Origin of the sequence: Sphingopyxis sp. PAMC25046 (assembly GCF_004795895.1) — a bacterium.
Classification (GTDB): Bacteria; Pseudomonadota; Alphaproteobacteria; order Sphingomonadales; family Sphingomonadaceae; genus Sphingopyxis.
In genome coordinates, this window is sequence record NZ_CP039250.1 from 3,375,043 (window position 1) to 3,398,184 (window position 23,142).

Consider the following 23,142-nt stretch of genomic DNA (forward strand, 5'->3'; position numbering starts at 1 on the left):
ACGCAGCCGGATAAGCGCGTTCGAACCCTATTCGTCCGTGGGCAGTCCCGCACGTCTGCTTGAGGCTTCGCCCCGGACGCCTGCGCTCTTCCCTGCCCTTGGCCGGCGAGAGGCATCCGCAACGACCCAATGCTGGAGAAAAACGATGACCAAAATCCTGATTGTTCTGTCTGCCGCCGACACCTGGACCCGCGCCGACGGCTCGAAATACGAAAGTGGGGTCTGGGCCGAGGAATTTGTCGTCATGGACGAGAAATTCATTGCCGAAGGTTGCACCGTCGACATTGCAACGCCCGGGGGCGTCGCGCCGAAAATCGATCCCCACAGCATGAACCCCGATGTTGTCGGACAGGAGAGCGTCGATCACTTCCGCAAATATCTCGACGCCATCGCCGAGCGGCTGACCCGTCCGCTGATTCTCGCCGATGTCGATGGTCGCCACTATGACGCCATCGTTATTCCCGGCGGGCATGGCCCCGTCGAGGATCTCTACAAGGACCCCGACATGGCTCGCATCCTTCTGGAAGCCGACGGCGCCGGCATTCTCATTGCGCCCGTCTGCCACGGCCAGGCCGCTTTGCTCTCCACGCGCGGATCCGATGGAAGCTGGCCCTTTGCCGGACGTGCCATGACTTCGTTCAGCGATGAGGAAGAAGTCGAACTGGGCACTGCCGACAACGCGCCCTGGTTGCTCGCCGACACCTTGCGCAAGTCCGGGGCGCGGTACGAGAAGGGACCGAACTGGGGCGCTTATGTGGTGCGCGATGGGAACCTACTGACAGGCCAGAACCCCGCCTCGAGCGCGCCCCTCGCCGACGCAGTGCTGGCGGCGCTACGCTGAGAACCGTCTTACTCACCCGGGGTCGGCCGCAGGCTGACCCCTCCGCGCCACTGGCCGCTCAAGGCCGGTCCGCTTTTGGCTCGACCGTACGCCGAAGCAAACACGCGCCAATTCCCGTTATTTTCCAGCCATCGCGAGCGCCTCGAGAATGTTGTCGACAACAAACGAAGGATCTTCATGCGGAAGGCCGTGTCCGGCAGTCCGGGAAATATTCTGTTTCGCGCGGGACGACAGTGTAAGCAGTCCGCTCTGCATGCTCTGTGTAGCCGCCTCGAGCTTAACCGCGAGCGGTTCCGATAACCCCGGCACCATTCTGAAATTTACGCTATGGGTCGCGATGACCAGCGGTTTGGACCCGAGCGAGCGGAGCGCGCGCGCCTGCTTAGCGCTGGCCTCGAAGTCTAATCTCTCTTCATTCCTCGTGGGATCGTTAGCCATCAACATCAGAAAGGTCCGCGCCTCGGTGATAGCCTTCTCTTCATCGGGCGCTGGGGCTGGTAAAATTGAGAGCCATGTATCGATCTGGTCGGGATGGGTTGACGACACGAGTACGAGCCCGGCCGTTTCTTCCGGATACAGGCTTGCGAATACCTGCGCATGCAATCCTCCGATGGAGTGGCCCACGATGAGATACGGCCCCGCTATTCCCACCTTGTGAAGAACATTGCGTAGATCCGTCGCCGCATCAGCGCTGGTTCGGATGCGTTCTGGCGCAGCCCCGCTCGCGCCAAGGCCCGCCCGATCATAGAGGCAGACAAGAGTGCGTTCGCCAACCTTGGCTGCGATCCCTCGCCAGCCGGGATCTTCGGCAGGCGCCGTTCCCATCCCAGCATCGACAACGACGGTGGGCGCACCAGCCCCCTGGCATTTCAATTGGATAGAGCGCCCACCTATGTCGAATGGGCCCTCTACGGAGAAACCGTCCGATCCCTCGGCAGTGCCGACGGTCGCGGTCATCAAAACAATTGGCAGGGCTAGCAAAGAGCGCATCAATTTCTCCAAATCGGCTGCGCAACCGAAGCTGCGTCAGCTTAGTAGACGGTAGCTCGATGGCATTTGGACGCGCAAACGGGATAAGCGCAATCGCCTTTTCTGGCCGTGTGTGGACGGCCCTCCGTTGGCAAGCGGTTTCTGGATGATGCAGTTTGCTGGTTGGTGCAGCCATGTGTCCGGCCTGTGATGCGGCCTTGTCATGCGCCGCTGGCCATGATGCCTTTCGCGCGGATCGGGTCCCGACCAATTGCTCGCACTCGGAGTGCACCGGCCAAAATGGGTTTTCCTGATCCGGCGGTTTCAACCGGTTTTGTGCATCAGCTCCTGTCTGCCCTTCCCAACCTCGGCGACGCCTTGCCCGGCGCCTGATCTCCTATGCGTGCGCGACCTGCGGTTCGCGGTAGTGCTCGCCGCTCGTCATCATGGCCCAGACCATGCGCGCGGTCTTGTTCGCGAGCGCGACGGCCGCGACCTTCGTGGCGCGCCTCTTCATCAGCTCGATAAGCCAGACCCGCTTGGTACCGTGTCGTTCTGCCAGCGCCGACATCGTCGACAAGTTCGCCCTGCACGACAAGACCGGATTCGAGCTTGGGGCCGTTCCGCACTGATGCAGGCTTGGCAGTCGTCTCCGCTAGCAGTCAGGATGCTTTTGGCGCGAAGGAAGAAGAACCAGACGCTTTGGCTAGACCTGGCCACGCAGCGGAGACTGCAATTTATCCGAAATCTCTTGATATCTCATTGGCATCGCGGTCGAGTGTGCGGTTCCGCAACATGCTCAAATGATGCCCGTACAGAGGAAGAGGACATTGAAGGGCCGCGTCATGCCGCACCTACCGACTTGGGGACGCAGCAGGTCGAACTCGTGTCATTGCCTGCGAGCTGATCGAGCGCCGGGCTGTCACCATAGGTGGTCGCTTCGCCATCAGTGAAGAAAGCTTCCCAGACGATGCCGTCGGGGTCAGCAATCCAGCTCTTCTCCGACTTGGCGTAGCAACAGGTCGTCCGGCCTTCTTCGAGGACTGGTCGGTCGGCAGCCCTGAGGCGGCCATAGACCTCACCGAGCTCTTCCGCGCTCTCGACCTGGATGCCGAGATGCTCAATGCCCTTGCGGGCATGGTTGCCCGCCGAGATCGCGAAGTTGACGCGCGGATCTTCGAGCATCCACTTGGCATAATCGTCCTTCACGACGGTCGGCTCCGCGCCGAACATTGTGGAATAGAAACCGATAGAAGCGCCGAGATCCTCGACGCCGACGTGGACATGCAGACGCTTCATACGCTCTTCCTTTCCTGTGCGGGGGCCTCACAATCCACGCCCGGGCCGCAAACGGCCGCACCTGCGCAGCAATTTTCCATGAGGTAGGCGACCAGTGTGTTCATCGCCGGATAGTTGGCGCGATAGATGATCGAGCGATGCTGCCGCTCCTGGAGCACCAGCCCGGCTTCGCGGAGCTGCGTCAGGTGAAAGGATAGTGAGCTGTTCGGCACGCCGAGCTTCTCGGCGATAGCTCCGGCAGCTAGCCCCACTTCGCCCGCCTGCACCAACAGGCGGAACAGTGCGAGACGATGTTCCTGCGCGAGAGCCCCTAAAGAGGCGACAGCTGAGTCTGCTTGCATCGGCGAATCCTCATTTCGAATAATGTCGAAATGTCAGATCAAGCACTGATCGTCAATCTCATTTTGACATTTCTCGAAATGAGTATCTGACCGATTGCGGTCAGAGGGCTTCTAGCAGAAAATCGAAGCCACGCGGACGTTCGGGATATCGGCGATCACTGTGTAGCCCGCGCGTCTCGGTTTCAGATATTGCCGGTCAAAGAGCGCCACCGGCTCGGGCTGAGGCTGACCAGCGACGCAAAACTACGCGTAAAATGCGATTGGTCTGCAAAGCCGCAATCGGCAGCGATCTCCGCAAACGGTTTTCCTGCGGCGACATCTGGCAAGGTCCGAAGAATACGGCTTCGTGCCCGATAAGCGGAGGGGGCAATACCATAGAGTTTTCTGAACCCGCGGCTAATCGTTTCCGGACGCAGGCCGTTACTGCGCGCCCACTGCTCCAGTTCGGTCGCCGGATCACGCCGCAAATCCATCGCCAACTGATCGGGCCAATCGGGCGCAGCTGGCTGCCGCAGAACAATGTCCGACTCCAGCATGGATGTTGCGGCGGACAGGTCCTTTTCCGCGAGCCGGGCGAGACGATCCGGATCGCGAATACTGCCGAGCGGTGAGCTAACTGCGCCGCGCCAAGGAAGCACCAGAACTTCAGCCCCGCTGCGCTCGACCCGATCGAGGTGCGATTCATAGGCGCCGTGCAATATGACGTCGCCGGGTTGCACATGCATCCGCCCGCGATCACCGGCCTCGCAGTAACTGCCCGAAAGAACCACAGCGGCGAATCCCGCATCGTGCCGATGCCGGCCGAGATGCTGACCGGAGGGATGCAGCAGCCGACCGGCTCGCGTATGAACGACGCATTCGCATGTCATGTCGCAAGCATCAGCCGGACACCGGGCAAGGTCAAGCCAGTTCAAGACAGGCCACGCCATGGGGGATAGAAGCCCATTCCGATCCCTCACCGCACGGACCCCCTCTTGACCCTTATGTCCCGTCTTTTTCGACCTCTCCTGCGCGCGATCGCGATCATTTTCCTTGCGATAATCACCGCGTCGGCGGCATTCGCCGAAGATCCTGTGAGGATGTCGATCGACGTCGATGCTCGCGATGTGCTGCGCGGTATCCAGCACACTCATATCGTTATGCCGACACGGCCCGGCCCGATGACGCTCGCCTATCCCAGATGGATTCCGGGCGAGCATCGTCCGAACGGGCCGATTACGCAGCTGATCGGGCTTCGCATCATGGCGAACGGCGAGCCCCTCGCCTGGCGGCGCGATACCGCAGACGCTTTTTCGTTTCGGATCGATGTGCCGCGGGGCGTGAACAGGATCGATGTCCGGCTGGACTATCTGTCGCCCGCGAGGCGCTTCGGCGCGGGTTTTGGAAAATCTCCCAACGTGACGCCGGGCCTCGCCTACATATTGTTCAACCATCTTCTCCTCTATCCCGCGGACGCGCGTGCCGACGCCGTCCGCGTCGCTGCAAGCATCAGGATCCCCGTCGGCTGGCGTGCCGATGGCGCACTGCCGATGACGACGGCTTCGGATGGCCGCCTCGCACTACCCGAAACCACCCTCGCAAGACTCGTCGACTCGCCGGTGCTGGCGTCGGCGCGGCTGGACCGAACCGCCCTTCCGGGCCGCAGTTTTCCGGCGCGTGTTTCGATCGCCACGGATGCCGCCGGCGAGCACTCCCTCGCCCAAAGGGACGCGGGGGCGCTCGGCCGCCTGGTGGACGAGACGCAGCGCCTCATCGGCGGCGATCCGCTCGACGATTATGTCTGGCTCGTCGGCGTCAGCGAACGGCTTCATCATGACGGCATCGAACATCTGGCCTCGTCCGACGTCAGGGTCGCGCCCGGTTTCTTCAGCGATCCCAGCAAACGCTATCAGTGGAGCGTCCTGCCCCACGAACTGTTCCATGTCTGGAACGGAAAGTTTCGCCGTCCGCAAGAGATGGCGACGCGCAATTTCCAGCAGCCCGTCACCACCGACCTGCTCTGGGTCTATGAGGGTCTGACCCGCTATTATGGCGACGTCGTCCTGCCTGTGCGCAGCGGGCTGGTCTCGCGCGAGCAGACGCTCGATTATCTGGCCTTCGTCGGCGCGCAGCTCGATCGCGGCCGCCCCGGCCGGGCCTGGCGAAGCCTCGCGGATACTGCGGTCACGGTTCCGGCTTTCGACGATGCGCCATTCGATGGGACCGCCGCGCGCCGCGCCGCCGACTATTATAACGAAATGCTGCTTGTCTGGCTCGAAGCCGACATGCTGATCCGCCAGCGGAGCGGCGGGCGCCGATCACTCGACGATTTCTGCCGCCTGTTTCTTGCGCGAACCGCAGACGGCGCCGAGGTCGCGCCCTACTCGCGTGCCGACGTCATTCGGGCGCTGCGATCGGTCGAGGATTTCGACTGGGACAGCTTCTTCAAGGCGAGGATCGACGAGGCGGCACCGCAAGCACCGCTCGAAGGACTGACGGCCGCCGGATGGAAGCTCGTCTATGGCGCTGAGCCCAACCCCTTCCTTGCCGATGTCGAGGAAGGATCGGGCATCCATAATCTCTCCACCTCGCTGGGCCTGTGGGTGTCGGAAGATGGCGAGGTTCGCGACGTCGCGCCGGGATCGCCCGCCTTCGCAGCCGCGATCGCGCCGGGCACGCAGATCCGGAAAGTCGATAGCCGCCCCTGGTCGATCAACGATTTGCGGGCATCTATCGCCAAGGCTGGCGCCGGTCCGCTGCGGCTGGACGTGCGCACCGGCACGCTCGATCGACAGCTGGACATTGCATATGACGGAGGCCCTCAAATCCCGAGCTTGCACCGCATACCCGGAACGCAGGACATGCTTCGGTCGATATTCACGCCCCTGGCGCAGCCCGAGGGCGACAATCACAAGGAGGCCTCATGACCATTGTCGACCGCCGATCATTCCTCGCGCATGCGGCCGCCCTCCCCGCTGCGGGAGCGTTGGGAAGGAGCGAGGCGGCGCGCGCGGCGGTGGATGGAGAATTCGCCGCCCTCATCGACGCCGAGCGCAGGGCGATCGGAGCGGCGATGGCGACCGACGGGATCGGCGCCGCGGCGATATGCCTCGTCCACCGGGAGCGGCCGGTGTGGGTCGAAGGCTTCGGCCATGCGGGAGCATCCGGGGATCGTCCGGTCGGGCCCGACACGCTCTTCAGCATCCAGTCGACCTCGAAGAGCTTCGCCGCCGTCGCGGCGCTCCTTGCGGTGCAGGACGGTCTGCTCGATCTCGATGCACCCATCACGCGCTATCTGCCCGAGTTCAAGGTGAACAGCCGGTTCGAACCGGCGCCGCACGAACGGATCACGGTGCGGCTGCTCCTCGCCAACCGCGCCGGTTTCACCCACGAGGCGCCGATCGGAAACAATTATCATTCGGCGGCACCGAGCTTCGCAGCGCATATTCGCAGCATCTCCGACACCTGGCTGCGCTTTCCCGTCGGCGATCGCTATCGTTATTCGAACCTCGGCTACGATCTTGCCGGCCATATCGTCGAGCGCGTCGCCGGTATCCCCTATGCGGAATGGTTGCGGCGGCGGATATTCGAACCGCTCGGCATGAGCTCGAGCACCGCCGATCCTGCGGTATACACGGCCAATGCGAACCGCGCGGCGGGCACTCACAAGGGCTATGACGCGGTGCCGCTGGTCACGCCGCTCGTCGTGTCGGGCGGGGTGTGGACAAACGCGCACGATATGGCGGCCTATGCCACCTTCCTTACTGCGCGCGGCCGATGGAGGGACCGCCACCTCCTCGCCCCCGAGCTTTGGACCGAGATGCACGGCTTCTCCCTCGGCGGCGATTATGGGCTCGGCGTCATGCGGAGCGAACGTCGCTATGGCAGCACGCCGGTTCGCCTGCTGCACCACCGCGGCGGCGGCTTCGGCTTCGGCTGCAATTTCGTCTATTGCCCCGAGGCTGAACTCGGCTGGGCGGCCCTGTTCAACCGCCCTGCCCTTGCCGGCTATCGCTTCGGCATGGACCTGCTCGACAAGGCTCTCGCGCAGCGGTTCGGCCCGCGCGCCCCGCGCCTTCCCGTCGCCGCGCTCGCTCCCATCCGGCTTTCCCCAGAGCGCGCCCGGGCGCTCGCCGGCCACTATATCGGCAGGAATGTGAGCGGGACGATCGAAGAGAGCGGCGGCAAACTGCGTTTCCGGAAGGACGAAGCCAAGACCGGCGAAACGCTGGAGTTGACGTCTCCGGACGAGCTTTTCGCGATCAATGCCGAAGGAGAAACAATCACATATCGCTACTATCCGGCAGCCGGTGCGTTGCCTGCGCACCTCGAATGCTCCAAAGGAGAGGCGAGTCTGGATTACAACGGCGGGCCTCACGATGCTCCGGGACCGGACAGCCCCGGATGGCAGCGCTATGTCGGCCGATATCGAATCCAGCAGTGGGGCAAGCCCGCAATCGATGTCGTTATTGCTCGCCGCCACGGCTTTCTAGAGATCAACGGGACGCGTTTGGTCGTCGAGTTCGAGCCCGGACTGTTTTTCACCAGCGACGGCGAAGCCGTCGATTTTCGCGGTGAGGTTCCAACATGGCGTAATCTAATCCTCGAACCGGCTTAGCTGCTTGAGTCGCCAACCCTTTCGTCATGATCGTGCGAAGCATCTGGGAGACTTTCATGCCAAAACGTAAATTTACGAACCTGCGCAGCGTGGCGCTCGGAACCGCGGTCTTTCTTTTTGGCGCGTGTTCACCGCAGCCAGCTGAACAGGCCAACACCCATAAAACGGAGCCAAATGCAATGCACACGAACGCCGTCCACCCGTCGAGGAACGGCTACGCCGAAGCCGCCGAAGGCTTAAAGGTTCATTATGAAATCTACGGTGAGGGCGAGCCGATCGTCGTAATGGCCGGCGGATTGATGGACACAAGCACCATGCTCCAGGTCATCGCCCCCCTGTCACGAACGCGTCAGGTCATCGGCATCGACCTTGAAGGTCATGGCCGCACTGCGCTTCGCAAGTCGCCCATGACGCACGAGCGGAACGGCGACGACGTGGCCGCCGTCCTGCGCCATCTCAAGATTCGGAAGGCAGACGTTGCGGGCTATTCGCATGGCGGCGATGCGGCGATCCGAATGTCAATTCAGCATCCCGAAATGGTCCGCAATCTCATCGTGATTTCCACCGCCGCGGAACGCGACGGCTGGTACCCCTCGACATTGAAGGGAATGGAAGCGGTTAATTCGGGACTTGCGGAGCAGATGAAAGGGACGCCGCTCTACACAAGGTACGTGCAAGTCTCGCCAGCCCCCGAGCAATTTGGGGTCCTGCTCGATCGAATGGGTGCGCTCATGCGGAAGGACTATGACTGGCGCGCAGAGATCGCTGCGCTGCGGACACCCGCATTGCTGATGTTCGCGGATCACGACGCCATATCCGCGAAGCATATCGCGGAATTCTACGCCTTGTTCGGAGGCGGCCTTCAGGATGCTGGCTGGGACGGCGAGCCCAAATTCTCGCGCGCCCGACTGGCAATCGTTCCCGGCTATACGCACTATAATTTCGGACAATCGCCGGATATCGCGCCGATTATCGAGCGTTATCTCACCAACCCCACTTCGAAGGCGACGCAATTCGAACCCGAGCCTAACTAGCGGCGGCTTCACGGCTCTTCGAAAGTATGGGCACGCGGGAGCAATAAGGCGCGTTTCGCGCCCCGATTGAGACCCGCCCAGGGCCGTGGGATTTGGAAGCGAAGGCCGGTCCAAGATTTGTAGAAACGTGCGAAAGCCAATTAACGGCGGACCCTGGCCGGATTCGGACGGTCCGCTTCTGGGCGACCGATCAAGAAAGCGGACAGGTTTGACGGACGACGTCCTAATCGCGATCTAAAGCGCTACTTCACGACTGTAGAGGCAAGCGCGAGCGATCCAAGAGGGCCGGCCGCATGTCCCAAGCCGGGAGGAACGATCAAGTCATCGAAGTCAGCGGGCATGCCATATCCCGCCATACTGTCGTGCAGGTGTTGACGGAGCAAACCGATCAATTGCGGATGAGCGGCAGCGACACCTCCACCGACGAATATGCGCTGCGGTAGCGTCGTGAGCACGAGATTGTGGCACAGCATGGCAAGAGCATGCGCAACATGATCCCAAACCTTGTCATCGGATGGAATGTCGTGAGCCAGCTTGCCGCACCGCGCACTGATTGCCGGACCGCTCGCCAAACCCTCGACGCAATCGCCGTGATAGACGCAGGTCCCTGCGAACATATCGCCAGCTAATTTCGGTACGCGCTGATGCCCCGCTTCGCTGTGACCTGCACCGCGCAATATCTGCCGGCGGGCAATTGAGCCAACGCCGATCCCGGTACCAACCGTTATATACGCCCAGCTTTCCAGATCCTGGGCCGCGCCCCAAAGCCCTTCCGCCAGCGCGGCACCATTGGCGTCGGTGTCAATCGTCACCGGACCTCCTCGGGCCAACGCCGTCAGATCGATGCCGCTCCACCCGGCTTTGGGTGTCGAAACAATGCTCCCGAACCTCGTCGAGCTGCGGTCCAGATCCAGCGGTCCAAAGCTGGCGATGCCGAGCGTCTGAAAGTTCCACCTGTCAAGAATATCGGCAATGGTCGCGAGGGTCGCACGGGGACTGGTGGTCGGAACCTCGACTTGCGCTCGCACATCGTCGGGTCCGGCACCCAGGATGCAGATGCACTTCGTGCCGCCGAGTTCGACCCCCGCCAGCATGGTATCAGAACTGATCTTTCAGCATTTCGCCGATCGAATTGTTGAAATGGCTCTCCATCGCCGCGCGTGCGCGCCCGGGATCGCGCGCCGCGATCGCTTCCGCCACCTCGCGATGCAGCGCCAGCGTTTCGTCGCGCTCTTCCCGCGTGGTGCGCCCGGCCCAGGCGCGCGGGATAGCCGCCGCCATAAGCTGTTCGAACGAGCGAACGATTTGAAGGAACAGCGGATTGCCGCTGGCCGCCGCGATCGTCTGATGGAAGCGCGTATCCGCAGCCGTCCGCGCCGCCTCGTCATGCTCGACAGACAGCGCGTGCGCGGCGCTCAGAATGGCACGGGCCTGCTCCTCGCTGCGATTGACGGCAGCCAGCTCGGCCGTGCGCAGCTCGAGCGTTCGCCGTACTTCCCAGACGTCCGCGAGCGATACCTGCGCGGTGTTGACCGCGTGGCCCATCGACGCCGCCATCACCGAACCGTCGATCGCCGCGACACGCGGCTTGCGGCCGTTTCCGACGTCGACAAGGCGCAGCGCGGTGAGCGCCCCGAACGCCTCGCGCATCACCGGACGACTGACACCGAGCTGCGTCGCAAAGCTCCCTTCACCCGGCAGCGTGTCGCCGACTTTCAGGTCGTGAGCGCGGATATAGTCGCGCACCGCCTCGACTGCGCGATCGACCAGCGAGCCACGACCAAGGTCGGTTATCCCGCTCATGCCGCGACCCCCAGCCGCCGCATCGCGGTCGGCGCCATGCCGAATCGCCGCGAGAAGGCACGCGTAAAGCTGGCGTTGTTGAGATAACCGCAGCGATAGCCGATGCTCGCCACCGGGAGATCGCTTGCCGCCAGCAACGTCCGCGCCTGCCGCAAGCGCCGCTCGCTCAGCGCCTCGCCGACGCTACAATGGTAGAGCTCGCGAAAACCGCGGGTCAACTTGTCGCGATTGATCCCACAACTGCGCGCGATATTTTCGATCGTCAGCTTTTCGTGCCAGCGGGTATCGACGATACGCTTCGCGGCCGCGATCCGCGCAATGTCGCTCTCAGTCAAGCCTGGCTGTCCCTCGACCGGAACGAGCCGGCCCGCGCGCAGCGCGGCGAAGAATTGACAGAGAAGTTCGATGCTGCGGCCAAGGCGCAATGTGTCGGTGGCGCTGTCGTCGCTGTCGGGCGCGACGATCGACTGTCCGAGCGCGCGAAGATCCGATGGAAGATACCAGCGCGCATCGGGATCGGGCAGATCGCCGAACAGGCGGCGGCACGCGCCGCGCGAGACGGCGAAAACGAGCAGATGCTCCTCATTTTCCAACTCGCGGAAGGTCAGCGTGCGGACGACGGGCTCGCCGATATCGCCGAAGCCGAGCAGCAGCGCATCGGGCGGCAACAGCAGCCGGTCGCACGAACCGCGGCCAACGTATGTCGTCATTTCGGGTGACACGATGACAGGATGCTTGGGCGGCATGATTCTCTCTCTATCGCCGCGCTAAACCTATATGATAGCTTTCGCAATAGCTATCTTACAGGTTGGGGTGCGCGGCGCATCGCCAGCAGAAAGGCGAAGAAAGAGAGCGCGCTGACGGTGACGCCTACAAGAGCGAGCGCCTCCGCCAGCATCGCCTCGCCGCCCAACAACGCGCTGACACGCGTCACCACCCAAGGTGCGAGGCCGAATCCGATCAGTCCGGCGATCGCGATGAAGGCGCCGATGCACAGCCCGCGCAGTTCGTTGGGGAGCAGCACGGTGAGCGCGACCGACACCACGAGGCCGGTAACGGCGCCGCAGAGCGACATGACGCCCAGTGCAGCCGCAAGTCCGGCCACGCTCGGCATCAGCGGGAACATTGCCGCGGGAACCCCCACCCCCGCCGCGATGACCGCGCCCAGAAGAATGCCGCCGCGGCGGCGGCTTCGCTGCCCCATATCGGCCGAAAGCCCGCCCAGCACCGCGCCGGCGACGCCGGTGCCGAACATCAGCGCGCCGACCCAGCCCGCGAATTGCTGCGGCTGGAGTCCGAAATCGCGCGACAGCACGGGCGCGACCCAGACGGTCGCCGCGACATCGGCCATCACGACCGCGACCTGCCCGGCAAAGAGCGGGCTGAGAAAAGCGCGGCGCGCCCAGAGTTCGGCGGCTACGATGCGGAAGGGCGCGTCGGGACTCGCCTCGACCTCGCGTCGCACCGGTTCGCGCAGGAACAGCAACGGGAGCAGGCAGAGCGCGCTGATCGCCGCGAGCAGCACATGCGCGCCGCGCCAGGGCGCGAGACCGGCGAGCCAGCCGGGCGCGGGAAAATCGGCGAGCAGGCCGAACAGCCAGCCCGTCAGCGCGAAGCCGAGCGCGACGCCGAGCGCTTTCCCCAGATTGACGATCAGCATCGCGCGGCCACGCTGTTCGGGCGCGCAATAATCGGCGCAGAGCGAGAGCGCGGCGGTGAGCGAGCCGGTCGAGCCGATCCCGACCAGCATCCGCGCCGCGGTGAGCAACTCCGCGCTGGGCGCGAAGGCGGTGAGCAAGGTGCCGATGGTCCAGAGGAGCGCGAGGCCGATCGTCAGCCGCACGCGATTACGGCGATCGACGAGAATACCGATCGGGATCGAGAAGAGCACCATCGGCACCGCGGCGCCGAGCCCCTGGATCAGCGCGAGGGCATCGTCGCTGAGCACCAGTTCGGCCTTGGCGCTTTCCTGGATCGTGCCGAAGCTGCCGAGCGCGGTGAAACCCATTGTCGTCACCAGCGCGAGCAGCAGCAGCGGGACGAGCGTTGCGCGCGCAGTCAGGCGCTGCGTCGGCACGGCGAGCGTTTCGGCTTGCGTGGCCATCACAGCTCGAAAATCTTGCCGGGGTTGAGCAGATTCTGCGGATCGAGCGCGCGCTTGATCATTCGCATCTGTTCGACCGCACCGCCGAGTTCGGCGACGAGCCAGTCCTGCTTGCCGATGCCGATGCCATGCTCGCCGGTACAGGTCCCGTCCATTGCGAGCGCGCGCTCGACGAGCCGCGCGTTGATCGCCTCGACCTCCGCCATTTCCCCGGGCGCTTCGGGATCGATCGAGAAGATCACATGGAAGTTGCCGTCACCGACATGGCCGAGGATCGTCGCGGGAACGCTCGCGGCGTCGAGGTCGACATGCGTTTCGGCGATGCATTCGGCGAGCCGGCTCATCGGCACGCACACATCGGTCGCCCAGCCGATCGCGCCGGCGCGCATGTTGACCGCGGCATAATAGGCCTCGTGCCGCGCGCGCCACAGCTTCGTGCGCTCTTCGGGCAGGTTCGACCAGCTGAACGCGCTGCCGCCATTGGCCTCGGCGAGCGACTTTACCGTTTCGACCTGTTCGGCGACATTGGCTGCGCTGCCGTGGAATTCGAAGAAAAGCGTCGGCGCTTCGGGATAGTCGAGCTTGGACCAGCGGTTGACGGCGATCATCTGCTTCGTGTCGAGAATCTCGACGCGCGCCAGCGGCACCGCGCACTGGATCGACTGGACGACGGTATCGACCGCGCCGCCCAGCGTGTCGAAGCTGCACACCGCCGCCGAAATCGTATCGGGCACCGGATGCAGACGCAGGGTGATTTCGGTGATGATGCCGAGCGTGCCTTCAGAGCCCACGTAAAGCCGGGTAAGATCGTAACCCGCCGCCGACTTGCGCGCGCGGCGCGCGGTGCGGATCACCTCGCCCTGCGGCGTCACTATCTCGAGACTGAGCACCGCGTCCTTCATCGTGCCATAGCGCACGGCGTTCGTCCCCGACGCGCGCGTCGATGCCATGCCGCCGATCGTCGCATTGGCGCCGGGATCGATCGGGAAGAACAGCCCTTGATCGCGCAGATGGACGTTCAGTTCCTCGCGGCGCACGCCCGGCTGGATGACGCAATCGAAATCTTCGGCGTTCACTGCGATCACCCGATCCATCAGGCTCATGTCGAGCGAGATGCCCCCGTTGATCGCCAGCGCATTGCCCTCGATCGACGTTCCGGCGCCGAACGGCACGATCGGAATATCGGCGTCCGAGCAGAGCTTCACCAGCGCGACGACATCGTCGGTCGATTTCGCGAAGACGACGGCGTCGGGCAGCACGGGAGCGAAATGGGTCTCGCTCGATCCATGCTGCCCGAGCACCGCATCGCCCCGCTGGAAACGGTCGCCGAACCGATCCTCCAGCGCTCCCACCAGTCTGGCGGGAAGCGGCTTGCGTTCCCCCGAATGCGCCGTGCCCGCCATGGTCAGAATTTCAGGCTCGCGCGCACACCGTAACGGCGGCGGTCCCCGGTGATGCCGAGGTCGGACGCCGGCAGGCCCGCGAGCGCAAGTGTCGTCTTTTCGATATAGCTTTCGAAATATTCGGTGTTGAAGATGTTGTTCGCGAACAGCGCGACCTCGACCGGGCCGGTGCGATACGCGATCGACGCGTTGGTCAGCCAATAGCTGTCGAGGAATGTTGGCGTCGTCTCGTTGAGCGTCGCGGCGAGGCGCTTGCCCTTGCCGACCAGCCCCGCGCTCAATGTCACGTCGCTGTCGCCGCCGGTCTCGATGCGATAATCGCTCGCGAAGCTGGCGGTCCAGTCGGGCTGGAAGGTCAGGCGGTCGGACGAGAGCTGACGCCCGGTGGTCGCGGTATAGGCGCTGTCGTCGGTGATGCGCGCATGCATCCACGTCAGCCCGCCGCGCAGCGTCCAGTTCCGCACCGGGCGCACCATCGCTTCGAGTTCGACGCCATAGCTTTCGACGTCGCCGGTGTTGAGATCGACGGTGACAAGGCCGCCGCCCGCCGCCGGCGCGATCGAGTTGAGTCCGATATAATCCTTGTAGTCGCTGTAAAATACGCTGCCCGACAGATTGAAAACAGGCGAGGAATATTTAGCGCCCGCTTCATAGGTCCACGCCGAATCTCCGCGATAGGTCCGCGTCGGCGCGGTCGGCGCGTTGAAGCCCCCGCCGCGATAGCCGCGCGCGACCGACACATAGGTCATCAGGTCGGGGGCCCATTTGCGCGTCACCGACAGCTTGGGCTGCCATTCGTTCGACTTGATGCGCGCCGTCGGAACGATCACGCCTGATACCGACCCATTGGCAACGCGGTCCTCATGGTCGTACCGCAGCCCGAGTGCGACCTCCCAGTCAAGGTTCGGTTTCCAGAACAACGTGCCGAATGCGGCATAAGTGTCGGCTACATTTTTCGCGCGTGTATTGCGGACGATCGAGACCGGTCCGATGTCAGGGAGCACGAGCGAAATCGTATCGCGCGCCTGCGCCTGCACCATCTCGTTGCTGTAGAAAAGGCCGAACAGCGTCGAAAACTGGTCCGACCATTCGCTGTCGAGCCGCGATTCGAGCGTCATCGTGCGCAGGCTGTCGCGCGAGACCGTGCGCACGATGTCGGTCGGCCCGAAATCTCCCTCGCCGTCGGGGGTGAAGCCGTTGCGCATGTCATAGGCGCCGATAACACTCAGCTTCGACCCGCCGCCAAGATCGCCCTCGGCGCGCACGTTGATGCCGCGATATTTGTAGGAGACGGCGTTGAGCGTGTTGAACTGAACGATGCGCGAATAATCCTTTGGCCCGGTGACGCGCGAATAGGGCGTATTCACCCCGTCGACCCAGTCATAATAGCCCTTGATCGTCAGCGTGAAATCGTCGGACGGCGTTACGCGCAGCGTCGCGTTGACCGAATCGGTGTTGAACGGATTGGCGTTGTCGCCGATCACACTGTTGCGAAGGAAGCCGTCTTGCTGACGGTGCGCCGCGGCAACGCGAAGCGCGATCTTGTCGGTCACGATCGGACCCGAGACCGACCCCGATACCATCCAGGCATCGTCGGGACCGGCATAGCTCGCGTTCGCGCGTACTTCGAAATCATTCCCCGGCTGGCGGGTGATAACATTGATCGCGCCGCCCATTGTATTCTTGCCGTACAAGGTGCCCTGCGGCCCGCGCAGCACTTCGATCCGCTCGACGTCGAGCAGCGGGTTGTTGAGATAAGCGGTGTTCGGCTGATAGATGCCGTCGATGAACAGGCCGACGCCAGGCTGGACGCTCTGCACGAGTGTCACGCCGACACCGCGGATCGAGACGAAGGCGCGACCGGTGCCGTCGCTATTGATGTTGAGCCCGGGCGACAGCACCGCCGCCTCGCGCACCGAATTGATCCCGCGCGCGATCAGCGTGTCACCGGTGATCGCGGTGGCGGCGATCGGCACGTCGTTCAGCGTTTCTTCGCGCTTGCGCGCGGTCACGACGATCGCGCCGTCGTCTTCGGCAGCGGCGGGCGTCACCGCGCTATCCTGCGCAACGGCGGGCATCGCACCCAATGCGGCGGCGAGCACAAGCGTCGAAGCGGCGGCAAATCGGAACTTGGTCATCAGGCATCCCCAAAAACGGCGGTCTTGGCCGCCCGCGGAAACCTATCTGACAGCTTTTGGACCTATATGAAAGGTTGCCTATTGTGCCGATCCGCAGACTGGGTTTGCCGGGAGCGCGGCGCGCCGACCGTTCATCGACTAGGGTGGACGCCGGCCGCGCCGTTTACCAGCAGCTATATCCGCCATCGGCCAGCACGATGCTCCCCGTCATCAGGCTCGCCATGTCCGACGCGAGGAACAGGATCACCGCCGCGACCTCTTCGGGCTCACCGAGCCGCGCCTGTGGCGTGCCGTCGACCCAGCGGCGGTACATCTCGCCCTGTTTGTCGGCAAAGGCGTTGAGCGGCGTCGCGATATAGGTCGGCGCGACCGCATTGACCCGTACGCCACGCCCCGCCCATTCGGCGGCGAGGCTCTTTGTCAGTTGATGCACCGCGGCCTTGGATGCGTTGTAATAGCTTTGCGGCTGCGGCCGGTTGACGATGAAGCCCGACATCGACCCGACGTTGACGATACTTCCCTGCCCTGCCGCGAGCATATGCCGCCCGAATGCCCGCGCGCACCAGAAGCTGCCGTTGAGATTGACGTCGATGACATTCAGCCAATGCTCGTCGGCGACATCCTCGGCCGCGGTCTCGCTGCGCGCGATACCGGCATTATTGACCAGGATATCGATGCGGCCCTCGCGCGCCAACATGGCATCGGCGGCGGCGCCGACCGCCGCGCTGTGTGTGACGTCGAGTTCAGCGGCGAAGATGGTATGTCCCTTCGCGGACAGGTCAGCGACCGCGCGGTCGAGCGCCGCCGGATCCCTGTCGGCAATCGTCACCTTCGCACCCGCTTCGGCGAGCGCCTCCGCGGTCGCGAGGCCGATACCCTGCGCGCCGCCCGTTACGAAGGCGGTGCGCCCGTCGAGGCGCAGCTTGTCGAGATACATGGCGTTACTCCGGTACGAAGGCGGCCGCAGGCATCACCGGCTCGTGCAGCGCCTCGCCGCGCGTCACCTGATAGACCATCCGGTAGCCACCGAACTCGGGCCAGGGCATCGTACCGGTTCGCGCGAAGCCCGCCCACAAATCATGCACCGCGTCGGCGAGCGCCTGCGGCGGGTCGAGCCCAGCAAGCCCCCGCGGCCCGGTGACGCTCGCTAGTGTTTTGAACACGAACGGCATCTCGATCCCGTGGCACGCGCCAAGCTCGCCGTCGCACGCGGGCGAGCGCCAGTCGAACTCGTACATCCATGTCTTGCCTTGGTGCGCTTCGGCATATTGGCGCGCGGGCCAGCGAAAGACGAGATCGTTCATCGCATCGGTCATCGCCTGACCCGGGCGTACACCCTTTTGCTGATAGCCATAGGCCTTGAGCACGGCCTTCGCCTCCGGATGCGAACGGCCGAGCAGCCAGCGCGCGAAGAGGCCGCCGATCTTATCGCGCACGCCCGTCGGCACGAAATAGAGGTTCATCTCCTCGGCGTTGGTTCCGATGAGAATTTCCACGTCGCGTCCGGCGCCCTTGCGCAGCGCATCGAGCGGCTTTTCGGGCAGCACATCGTCTCCAAAGACAGGAATGAAGCGGCTGATCCCGTACACCGGCTCGCGTCCCTCATCATCCCGCAAGTCGACCGCCCAAGGCTTTCCAACCTTGTCGAGCGCATCCATCGCCGCCGCGTGCGAAACGGTGCGGAAGCCGTCAGCGTCGGACCGCACGCGCAGAATCTTCGCGAGCTTCTTTACCAGTCGCTGCGCGACGTCGATCTCGCGAACCATGGCGCCATGACCGCTTTGAATGATCGCGCGGCGAAACAGGCCCTTGGCAAGCGGCGAGGTCACGAGGTCGGCAATCGCCATCGCGCCGGCGCTCTCCCCGAAAACGGTGACGTTTGCCGGATCGCCACCGAATGCCGCGATATTGCGCTGCACCCATGCAAGCGCAAAGAGCATGTCGCGGAGACCAAGGTTAGTAGGGGCGCCCGGCACGGGCAGAAAGCCGTCGATCCCCATGCGATAGTTGATCGCGACGCAGACGATGCCCGACGCGGCAAAGGCACTGCCGTCGTGGACCGACGCATCCTTGCAGCCACCGACAAAGCCGCCGCCGTGGATGAAGACCATCACCGGCGCGACCTTGGTATCCTTCGGCGCCCACACATTGAGGCGGAGATAATCTCCGTCGCTTCCGTCGCTCCCATGGCCAACGAGCGGCGACGGATCGATCATCGGAAAGGGTCTGATCCGGTGTGGCGCCGCGGGACCGGGGCACGCCATATCGCGTACCCCGGTCCACGAGGGAGGCGATTTCGGCAATTCGAAGCGGGCGGGGGGAGCAGCGTATGGAATACCAAGGTAGCGACGAACCGAGCCGTCGTAACGTCCACAGATATCCCCACCTTCGATCGAGATCGTTTCGCTCAATGCATCTTCGATGTTCATCGTTGCACCATAAGCTCCGCGCCGCCGGGCCGCACAGATAGTTTCATGTGCAGATCAGAAGGCGATATATGCTGAGAGGCTGGCAGTGGCCGATGGCGGAATGGCAGATCTCAGCAGAGACGGGTCTAAAGCAGACGCTAAGTCATCGGAACCTGAGCCGACATTTGCGGTCGCTGCTTATCCTCCCACTTTATCCAAAGCGTCGAGTCCCACCGCGAGGGCGCCCAAGGGACCAGCCATCGTCCCCAGTCCAGGCGGTCCAAGGCGGTCGTCGAGCTGCTCGGCATAAGGGGCGAGCGACCCATAGTCGGCGATACTTGTGGCGAGTGCCGCGCGCAGCTTGGGAAACAGCCGTTCGTGCGAGGCCAGCACGCCGCCGCCGATCGATATCCGCTCGGGCGCTGCGGTGACGATCAGATTATGCAGCAGCCCGGCGATGTCGTGGACAAACAAATCCCATTCATCGCCCCCGTCGGGAAGTTCGTGCGGCGGTCGGCTGAACCGTCTGGCGAGCGCCGGGCCCGAGATCAGCCCCTCGACGCAATCGCCGTGGAACGGGCACGCGCCGGCGAAATCGTCGCCGGGCGCGCGCCGTACGCGCATATGCCCCGCCTCGCCATGCGCCACACCCTGCACCGGCCGGCCGGCCGAGATCAGCCCGACGCCGACGCCGGTGCCGACCGTGATATAGCAATGGCTCGATAATCCTCGTGCAGCGCCCCAGCGTTGTTCGGCAAGCGCAGCGCCGACCACGTCGGTCTGGATAGCCAGCGGCACGCCGTAGCGCGCGGCGAGCCGGCGCGTGAGATCGGTCCCGCTCCAACCGGGCTTAGGCGTCGCGCTGATGGAGCCATAATCCGGACTGCGCGGATCGAGATCGAGCGGACCGAAGGCGGCGATACCAAGCGCATCGAAGCGCCAGCCGTCGAGTATCTTCTCGAGCGCCGCCAACGTCGTCGCGGGATCGGTGGTGGGCACGGTTTCGCAGGCCCGAACATCGTCGGGCCCGGTCCCCAGAATGGCGACGCATTTGGTGCCGCCCAGTTCGAGCCCGGCGATGGATGGAGAATATGTCATGGGAGCTTCCGAGCCAGTGGTGAGGAAAAATGCGATCCGCCCTGCGCGGCGATCAGGCCCGGACCGCTTCGGGCCGGCCGGGCTCCACGACATAGCGCGCCAGCGTGCTGATGCGGCCGCCGGGGGTGAACACCTGATCGACGACGCGCAGATCGGCCTGCCAGATCTTGGACTCGACATCGAACAACAGATAGCCGCGCTGGTCATGGATCATCGAAATATGCGGATTGGTCGCCGCGCGCGGATCGGGACCGATGGGAAGTCCGTTGGTGCTGATCGAGCTGACCGAGGTTCCGTGGAATTCGGGCGCGACCGGCGGGCTTTCGAGGTCTCCGGGGCGTGACGGGAGGTTGCCGATGAAGAACATGTGGCTGTCGCCTCCGGTAATGACAATGTTCTTGCCGCGTTCCCCGATCATCCCGACCAGCCGCTCGCGCGCGCCGGGATAGCCCGTCCAATTGTCGTAGCCGTTCGAAGGCGTCTTCTGCGCCGACCGGTCGAAGGGCATGACGAGGCCGCCGAGGCCTAGCAGGTTCCAGCCGAAAACGGGGGTCAGGCCTTCGCCCAGCCAGCGTTCCTGCGCCGCGCCCAGCATCGTGTCCGGCGTGTCGCGCGAATCGACGCAATTGCCGTTGCCGGGCTTTTCGCACAGGCGGATGCTGCGATAGCTACGCTTGTCGAGGACGTGAAGGCGGAGGAGCCGGCCGAAATCGAGCCGCCGATACGTCAGCGGCGATCCCCAGTGCGGAAACTGGCTCCTTCGCACGGGCATATGCTCATACCATGCTTGCATCGCGGCGGCGCGGCGGAGCAGAAAGACTTCGCGGGGCGTGCTGCCGGCATCAAGATCCCCCGCCCAGTCATTCTCGACTTCATGATCGTCGAAGGTCGACACGAACGCCGCGGCCGCGTGGGCGGCCTTCAGGTCGGGATCGACCTTGTAGAGCGCATAGCGCTGCCGATAATCGTCGAGGCTGTAGATCTTGTCGCTGTTGTGAGGACGGACGAGGGGCGCCTTGCCCGGTGCCTGCGGGTTCGCGGCCTTCCCTTCATAGATATAGTCGCCGTAATGATAGACGAGGTCGAGATCGGCTTCCTCGCTGATATGACGCCATGCGGTGAAGATCCCGCGTTCGTAGTGCTGACAGCCGGCGACCGCGATCCTCAGCCGGTTGGGCGCCGCTCCGGCGGCGGGCGCCGTGCGGACGGCGCCGGTATCGCTGGGGATCCCGCCCGCGACGAAGCGATACCAGTAGCGGCGATGGCTGCCAAGACCCGCGACCTCGACATGAACTGAATGCGCGAGTTCGGGCCGCGCCAGCGCGGTGCCGGTCCGCACGATCCGGCGAAACGCCTCATCCTCGGCAACCTCCCAGCCGACCGGCACGGCTTCGGCCAGCATGCCGCCATGGGGTTCGAGCGGTTTCGGCGCGAGACGGGTCCAGATGACGAAGCCGTCGGGCAGCGGGTCGCCCGAGGCGACGCCCAGCGCGAACGGATCGTCGAGGAATTTCGGCGCCGCGAGCGCCGGCGAGCGCGCCAGCGCGGCGAACAGCGCGGCGTGTCCACCGGCGGAAAGAAGGGTGCGGCGGCTGAACGGGTGTCCGGTCATCGGGGCAAGCTCGATCTGATCATCGGGGAGGAAGGGCGGCGTTTCCCATCGGTGCGCCGTCGACGTAGCGCGCCATGGCCCCGCGCACCCCTTCTTTCCAGACACAGTCCAGCGCCGCCGCGAACGCGGCGACGAGCGCGGGATCACCCGCCAGCTCGCCATAGATCGCGCGCATTCCGATCCATCTTGCTGGCTCCTGCTTCGCCGCGCGGGCGGTCGCCGTCAGCAAGTCCCAATCGGGATCGTTCGGGGCGATCGCCTCACCTTCGGCGTCGGTGCCCGCACAATAGCGGCACCACAGGGCGCTGGCGAGGAGCAATCCCGTCGGCATGGCGCCTCTGGCGATATTGTCGCGGATCGACGGGATGATGAATTTGGGCTGGCGGTTCGACCCGTCGAAGCAGAGGCGGCGCGCGGTGTCGGCGATCTGGGGATTCGCGAAGCGCTGCAGGACTAGGCGCTTATAATCGTCCAGATCGTGATCGGGCACCGGCGCGACGATCGGCACGATCTCGTCGGTTTCGATCTTGTCGACGAAGGCTGCGATCATGGCGTCGGCCATCGCTTCTTGGACATGCTCGATCCCCAGAAGCTCCGCCGGATAGCCGATGATCGCGTGGCCGCCATTGAGGATCCGGATCTTCATCGTCTCGAAATCATGGACACGCGGGCTGAAGGTCACGCCGACCTTTTCAAGTGCGGGACGACCGGCCGAGAAACTGTCTTCGATCACCCATTGCCGGAACGGCTCACACGTCACCGGTACCGGATCGTCGCCAAGGCCGAACGCCGCCGCCATCGCGCGCTCACGCGGGCCCGTCGCCGGCGCGATGCGATCGACCATGGCATTGGGAAAGGCGACATGAGTGTCGATCCAGTCGGCAAGACCGGGATCGGACAGGCGGGCCAGTCCGACTACTGCGGCGCGCGCGACATCGCCGTTGCCGGGAAGATTGTCGCACGACAGCACCGTAAAGGGCATGATACCAGCATCGCGGCGGGCCCTGAGCGCCGCGACGATCGCCCCAAAGGCGGTCGCCGGGCGATCAGGCGCCGCGCCATCGGCGGCGATCTCCGGCGCCGCCGGATCGAAGCGCCCGGTCGAGGGATCGATGAAATAGCCGCCCTCGGTGACGGTGAGCGAGACGATGCGGATCTCCGGCCAGCGCATCGCCTCGATCAACGGGCCGTTTGCAGGATCGACCTCAACGAAGCCGATCATGGCGCCGACACGGCGCGCGCGCTTGCCCTGAGAGTCCAGCTCGATGACTGTCGACAGCCAGTCCTGCGCCTCGAGCGCCTCGCGCATCCGCGCATCGGCCGGGCGCACGCCTGCGCCGAGGATCGCCCAGTCGTGACCCTCGCCCAGCGCGAACAAATCGTCGAGATAGGTCGCCATATGAGCCCGGTGGAAATTGCCGAGACCGATATGAACGATTCCGGGTGTCAGTCGTCCGCGATCATATCGGGGCTGAGCGACGCTCATCTCATCTTC

19 protein-coding genes and 1 pseudogene are annotated in these 23,142 nt (G+C 64.2%); 4 read left to right on the top strand and 16 right to left on the bottom strand.

Annotated elements, in window-relative coordinates:
• Positions 1-145 precede the first annotated feature (145 nt).
• Positions 146-841 (top strand): type 1 glutamine amidotransferase domain-containing protein, encoded by a 696-nt coding sequence (locus E5675_RS15970; protein WP_136175397.1) that lies wholly within the window; start codon positions 146-148, stop codon positions 839-841.
• A gap of 117 nt (positions 842-958) precedes the next feature.
• Here the strand turns inward: E5675_RS15970 and E5675_RS15975 are convergent, their stop codons facing one another.
• The 5 genes and pseudogenes from E5675_RS15975 to E5675_RS21795 all read right to left on the bottom strand — a co-directional run bounded on the left by E5675_RS15975 (position 959) and on the right by E5675_RS21795 (position 4,364).
• Positions 959-1,831: an alpha/beta hydrolase gene (locus E5675_RS15975; protein WP_136175398.1), complete on the bottom strand. Its 873-nt coding sequence runs from the start codon at positions 1,829-1,831 to the stop codon at positions 959-961.
• Positions 1,832-2,207: 376 nt separating this feature from the next.
• A pseudogene (locus tag E5675_RS15980) lies at positions 2,208-2,342 on the bottom strand (IS110 family transposase); the annotation flags it as partial.
• Between the two features lie 311 nt (positions 2,343-2,653).
• Positions 2,654-3,109, bottom strand: coding sequence for an ArsI/CadI family heavy metal resistance metalloenzyme (locus tag E5675_RS15985; protein ID WP_136175399.1), 456 nt, complete (start codon positions 3,107-3,109; stop codon positions 2,654-2,656).
• On the bottom strand, positions 3,106-3,450 hold the full coding sequence (locus E5675_RS15990) for a metalloregulator ArsR/SmtB family transcription factor (RefSeq protein ID WP_136175400.1): 345 nt from the start codon (positions 3,448-3,450) through the stop codon (positions 3,106-3,108). Before E5675_RS15990 ends, E5675_RS15985 begins: the two co-directional genes overlap by 4 nt.
• A 182-nt stretch (positions 3,451-3,632) precedes the next feature.
• Complete coding sequence (locus E5675_RS21795; protein ID WP_168707896.1) at positions 3,633-4,364, bottom strand: AraC family transcriptional regulator; 732 nt, start codon at positions 4,362-4,364, stop codon at positions 3,633-3,635.
• A gap of 165 nt (positions 4,365-4,529) precedes the next feature.
• Here E5675_RS21795 and E5675_RS16000 point away from each other — a divergent pair, with 165 nt between their 5' ends.
• The 3 genes from E5675_RS16000 to E5675_RS16010 are packed head-to-tail and all read left to right on the top strand — an operon-like array spanning position 4,530 to position 9,081.
• Positions 4,530-6,356: a M61 family metallopeptidase gene (locus tag E5675_RS16000; protein ID WP_168707897.1), complete on the top strand. Its 1,827-nt coding sequence runs from the start codon at positions 4,530-4,532 to the stop codon at positions 6,354-6,356.
• Positions 6,353-8,047, top strand: coding sequence for a serine hydrolase domain-containing protein (locus E5675_RS16005; protein WP_136175402.1), 1,695 nt, complete (start codon positions 6,353-6,355; stop codon positions 8,045-8,047). Before E5675_RS16000 ends, E5675_RS16005 begins: the two co-directional genes overlap by 4 nt.
• Before the next feature lie 56 nt (positions 8,048-8,103).
• Positions 8,104-9,081 carry an alpha/beta hydrolase gene (locus E5675_RS16010; RefSeq protein ID WP_168707898.1) on the top strand — a complete coding sequence of 326 codons (978 nt, stop codon included), beginning with the start codon at positions 8,104-8,106 and terminating at the stop codon, positions 9,079-9,081.
• Positions 9,082-9,323: 242 nt separating this feature from the next.
• On the opposite strand, the gene E5675_RS16015 is transcribed toward E5675_RS16010, so the two are convergent.
• The 11 genes from E5675_RS16015 to E5675_RS16065 form a co-directional block, all read right to left on the bottom strand.
• Positions 9,324-10,175 carry an ROK family protein gene (locus E5675_RS16015; RefSeq protein WP_136175404.1) on the bottom strand — a complete coding sequence of 284 codons (852 nt, stop codon included), beginning with the start codon at positions 10,173-10,175 and terminating at the stop codon, positions 9,324-9,326.
• A 4-nt stretch (positions 10,176-10,179) separates the two neighbouring features.
• The gene (locus E5675_RS16020) at positions 10,180-10,884 is read right to left on the bottom strand and encodes a FadR/GntR family transcriptional regulator (protein WP_136175405.1); all 705 of its coding nucleotides are present in this window, start codon (positions 10,882-10,884) and stop codon (positions 10,180-10,182) included.
• Positions 10,881-11,630 (bottom strand): AraC family transcriptional regulator, encoded by a 750-nt coding sequence (locus E5675_RS16025; protein ID WP_136175406.1) that lies wholly within the window; start codon positions 11,628-11,630, stop codon positions 10,881-10,883. The genes E5675_RS16020 and E5675_RS16025 overlap by 4 nt, the downstream gene beginning before the upstream one ends.
• A 50-nt stretch (positions 11,631-11,680) precedes the next feature.
• Entirely contained in the window at positions 11,681-12,988 is a 1,308-nt protein-coding gene (locus tag E5675_RS16030) for an MFS transporter (protein ID WP_136175407.1), read from the bottom strand.
• The gene (locus E5675_RS16035; protein ID WP_136175408.1) at positions 12,988-14,391 is read right to left on the bottom strand and encodes an FAD-linked oxidase C-terminal domain-containing protein; all 1,404 of its coding nucleotides are present in this window, start codon (positions 14,389-14,391) and stop codon (positions 12,988-12,990) included. The genes E5675_RS16030 and E5675_RS16035 overlap by 1 nt, the downstream gene beginning before the upstream one ends.
• Before the next feature lie 2 nt (positions 14,392-14,393).
• Positions 14,394-16,529, bottom strand: coding sequence for a TonB-dependent receptor (locus tag E5675_RS16040; protein ID WP_136175409.1), 2,136 nt, complete (start codon positions 16,527-16,529; stop codon positions 14,394-14,396).
• A gap of 163 nt (positions 16,530-16,692) precedes the next feature.
• Positions 16,693-17,466, bottom strand: coding sequence for an SDR family oxidoreductase (locus tag E5675_RS16045; RefSeq protein ID WP_136175410.1), 774 nt, complete (start codon positions 17,464-17,466; stop codon positions 16,693-16,695).
• 4 nt (positions 17,467-17,470) lie between these two features.
• The gene (locus E5675_RS16050) at positions 17,471-18,958 is read right to left on the bottom strand and encodes a carboxylesterase family protein (RefSeq protein WP_136175411.1); all 1,488 of its coding nucleotides are present in this window, start codon (positions 18,956-18,958) and stop codon (positions 17,471-17,473) included.
• Positions 18,959-19,135: 177 nt separating this feature from the next.
• Positions 19,136-20,035 (bottom strand): ROK family protein, encoded by a 900-nt coding sequence (locus tag E5675_RS16055; protein WP_136175412.1) that lies wholly within the window; start codon positions 20,033-20,035, stop codon positions 19,136-19,138.
• 52 nt (positions 20,036-20,087) lie between these two features.
• Positions 20,088-21,647, bottom strand: coding sequence for an alkaline phosphatase D family protein (locus E5675_RS16060; RefSeq protein WP_136175413.1), 1,560 nt, complete (start codon positions 21,645-21,647; stop codon positions 20,088-20,090).
• A gap of 19 nt (positions 21,648-21,666) precedes the next feature.
• Positions 21,667-23,133, bottom strand: coding sequence for a mannitol dehydrogenase family protein (locus tag E5675_RS16065; protein ID WP_136175414.1), 1,467 nt, complete (start codon positions 23,131-23,133; stop codon positions 21,667-21,669).
• Between the last annotated feature and the right edge of the window lie 9 nt (positions 23,134-23,142).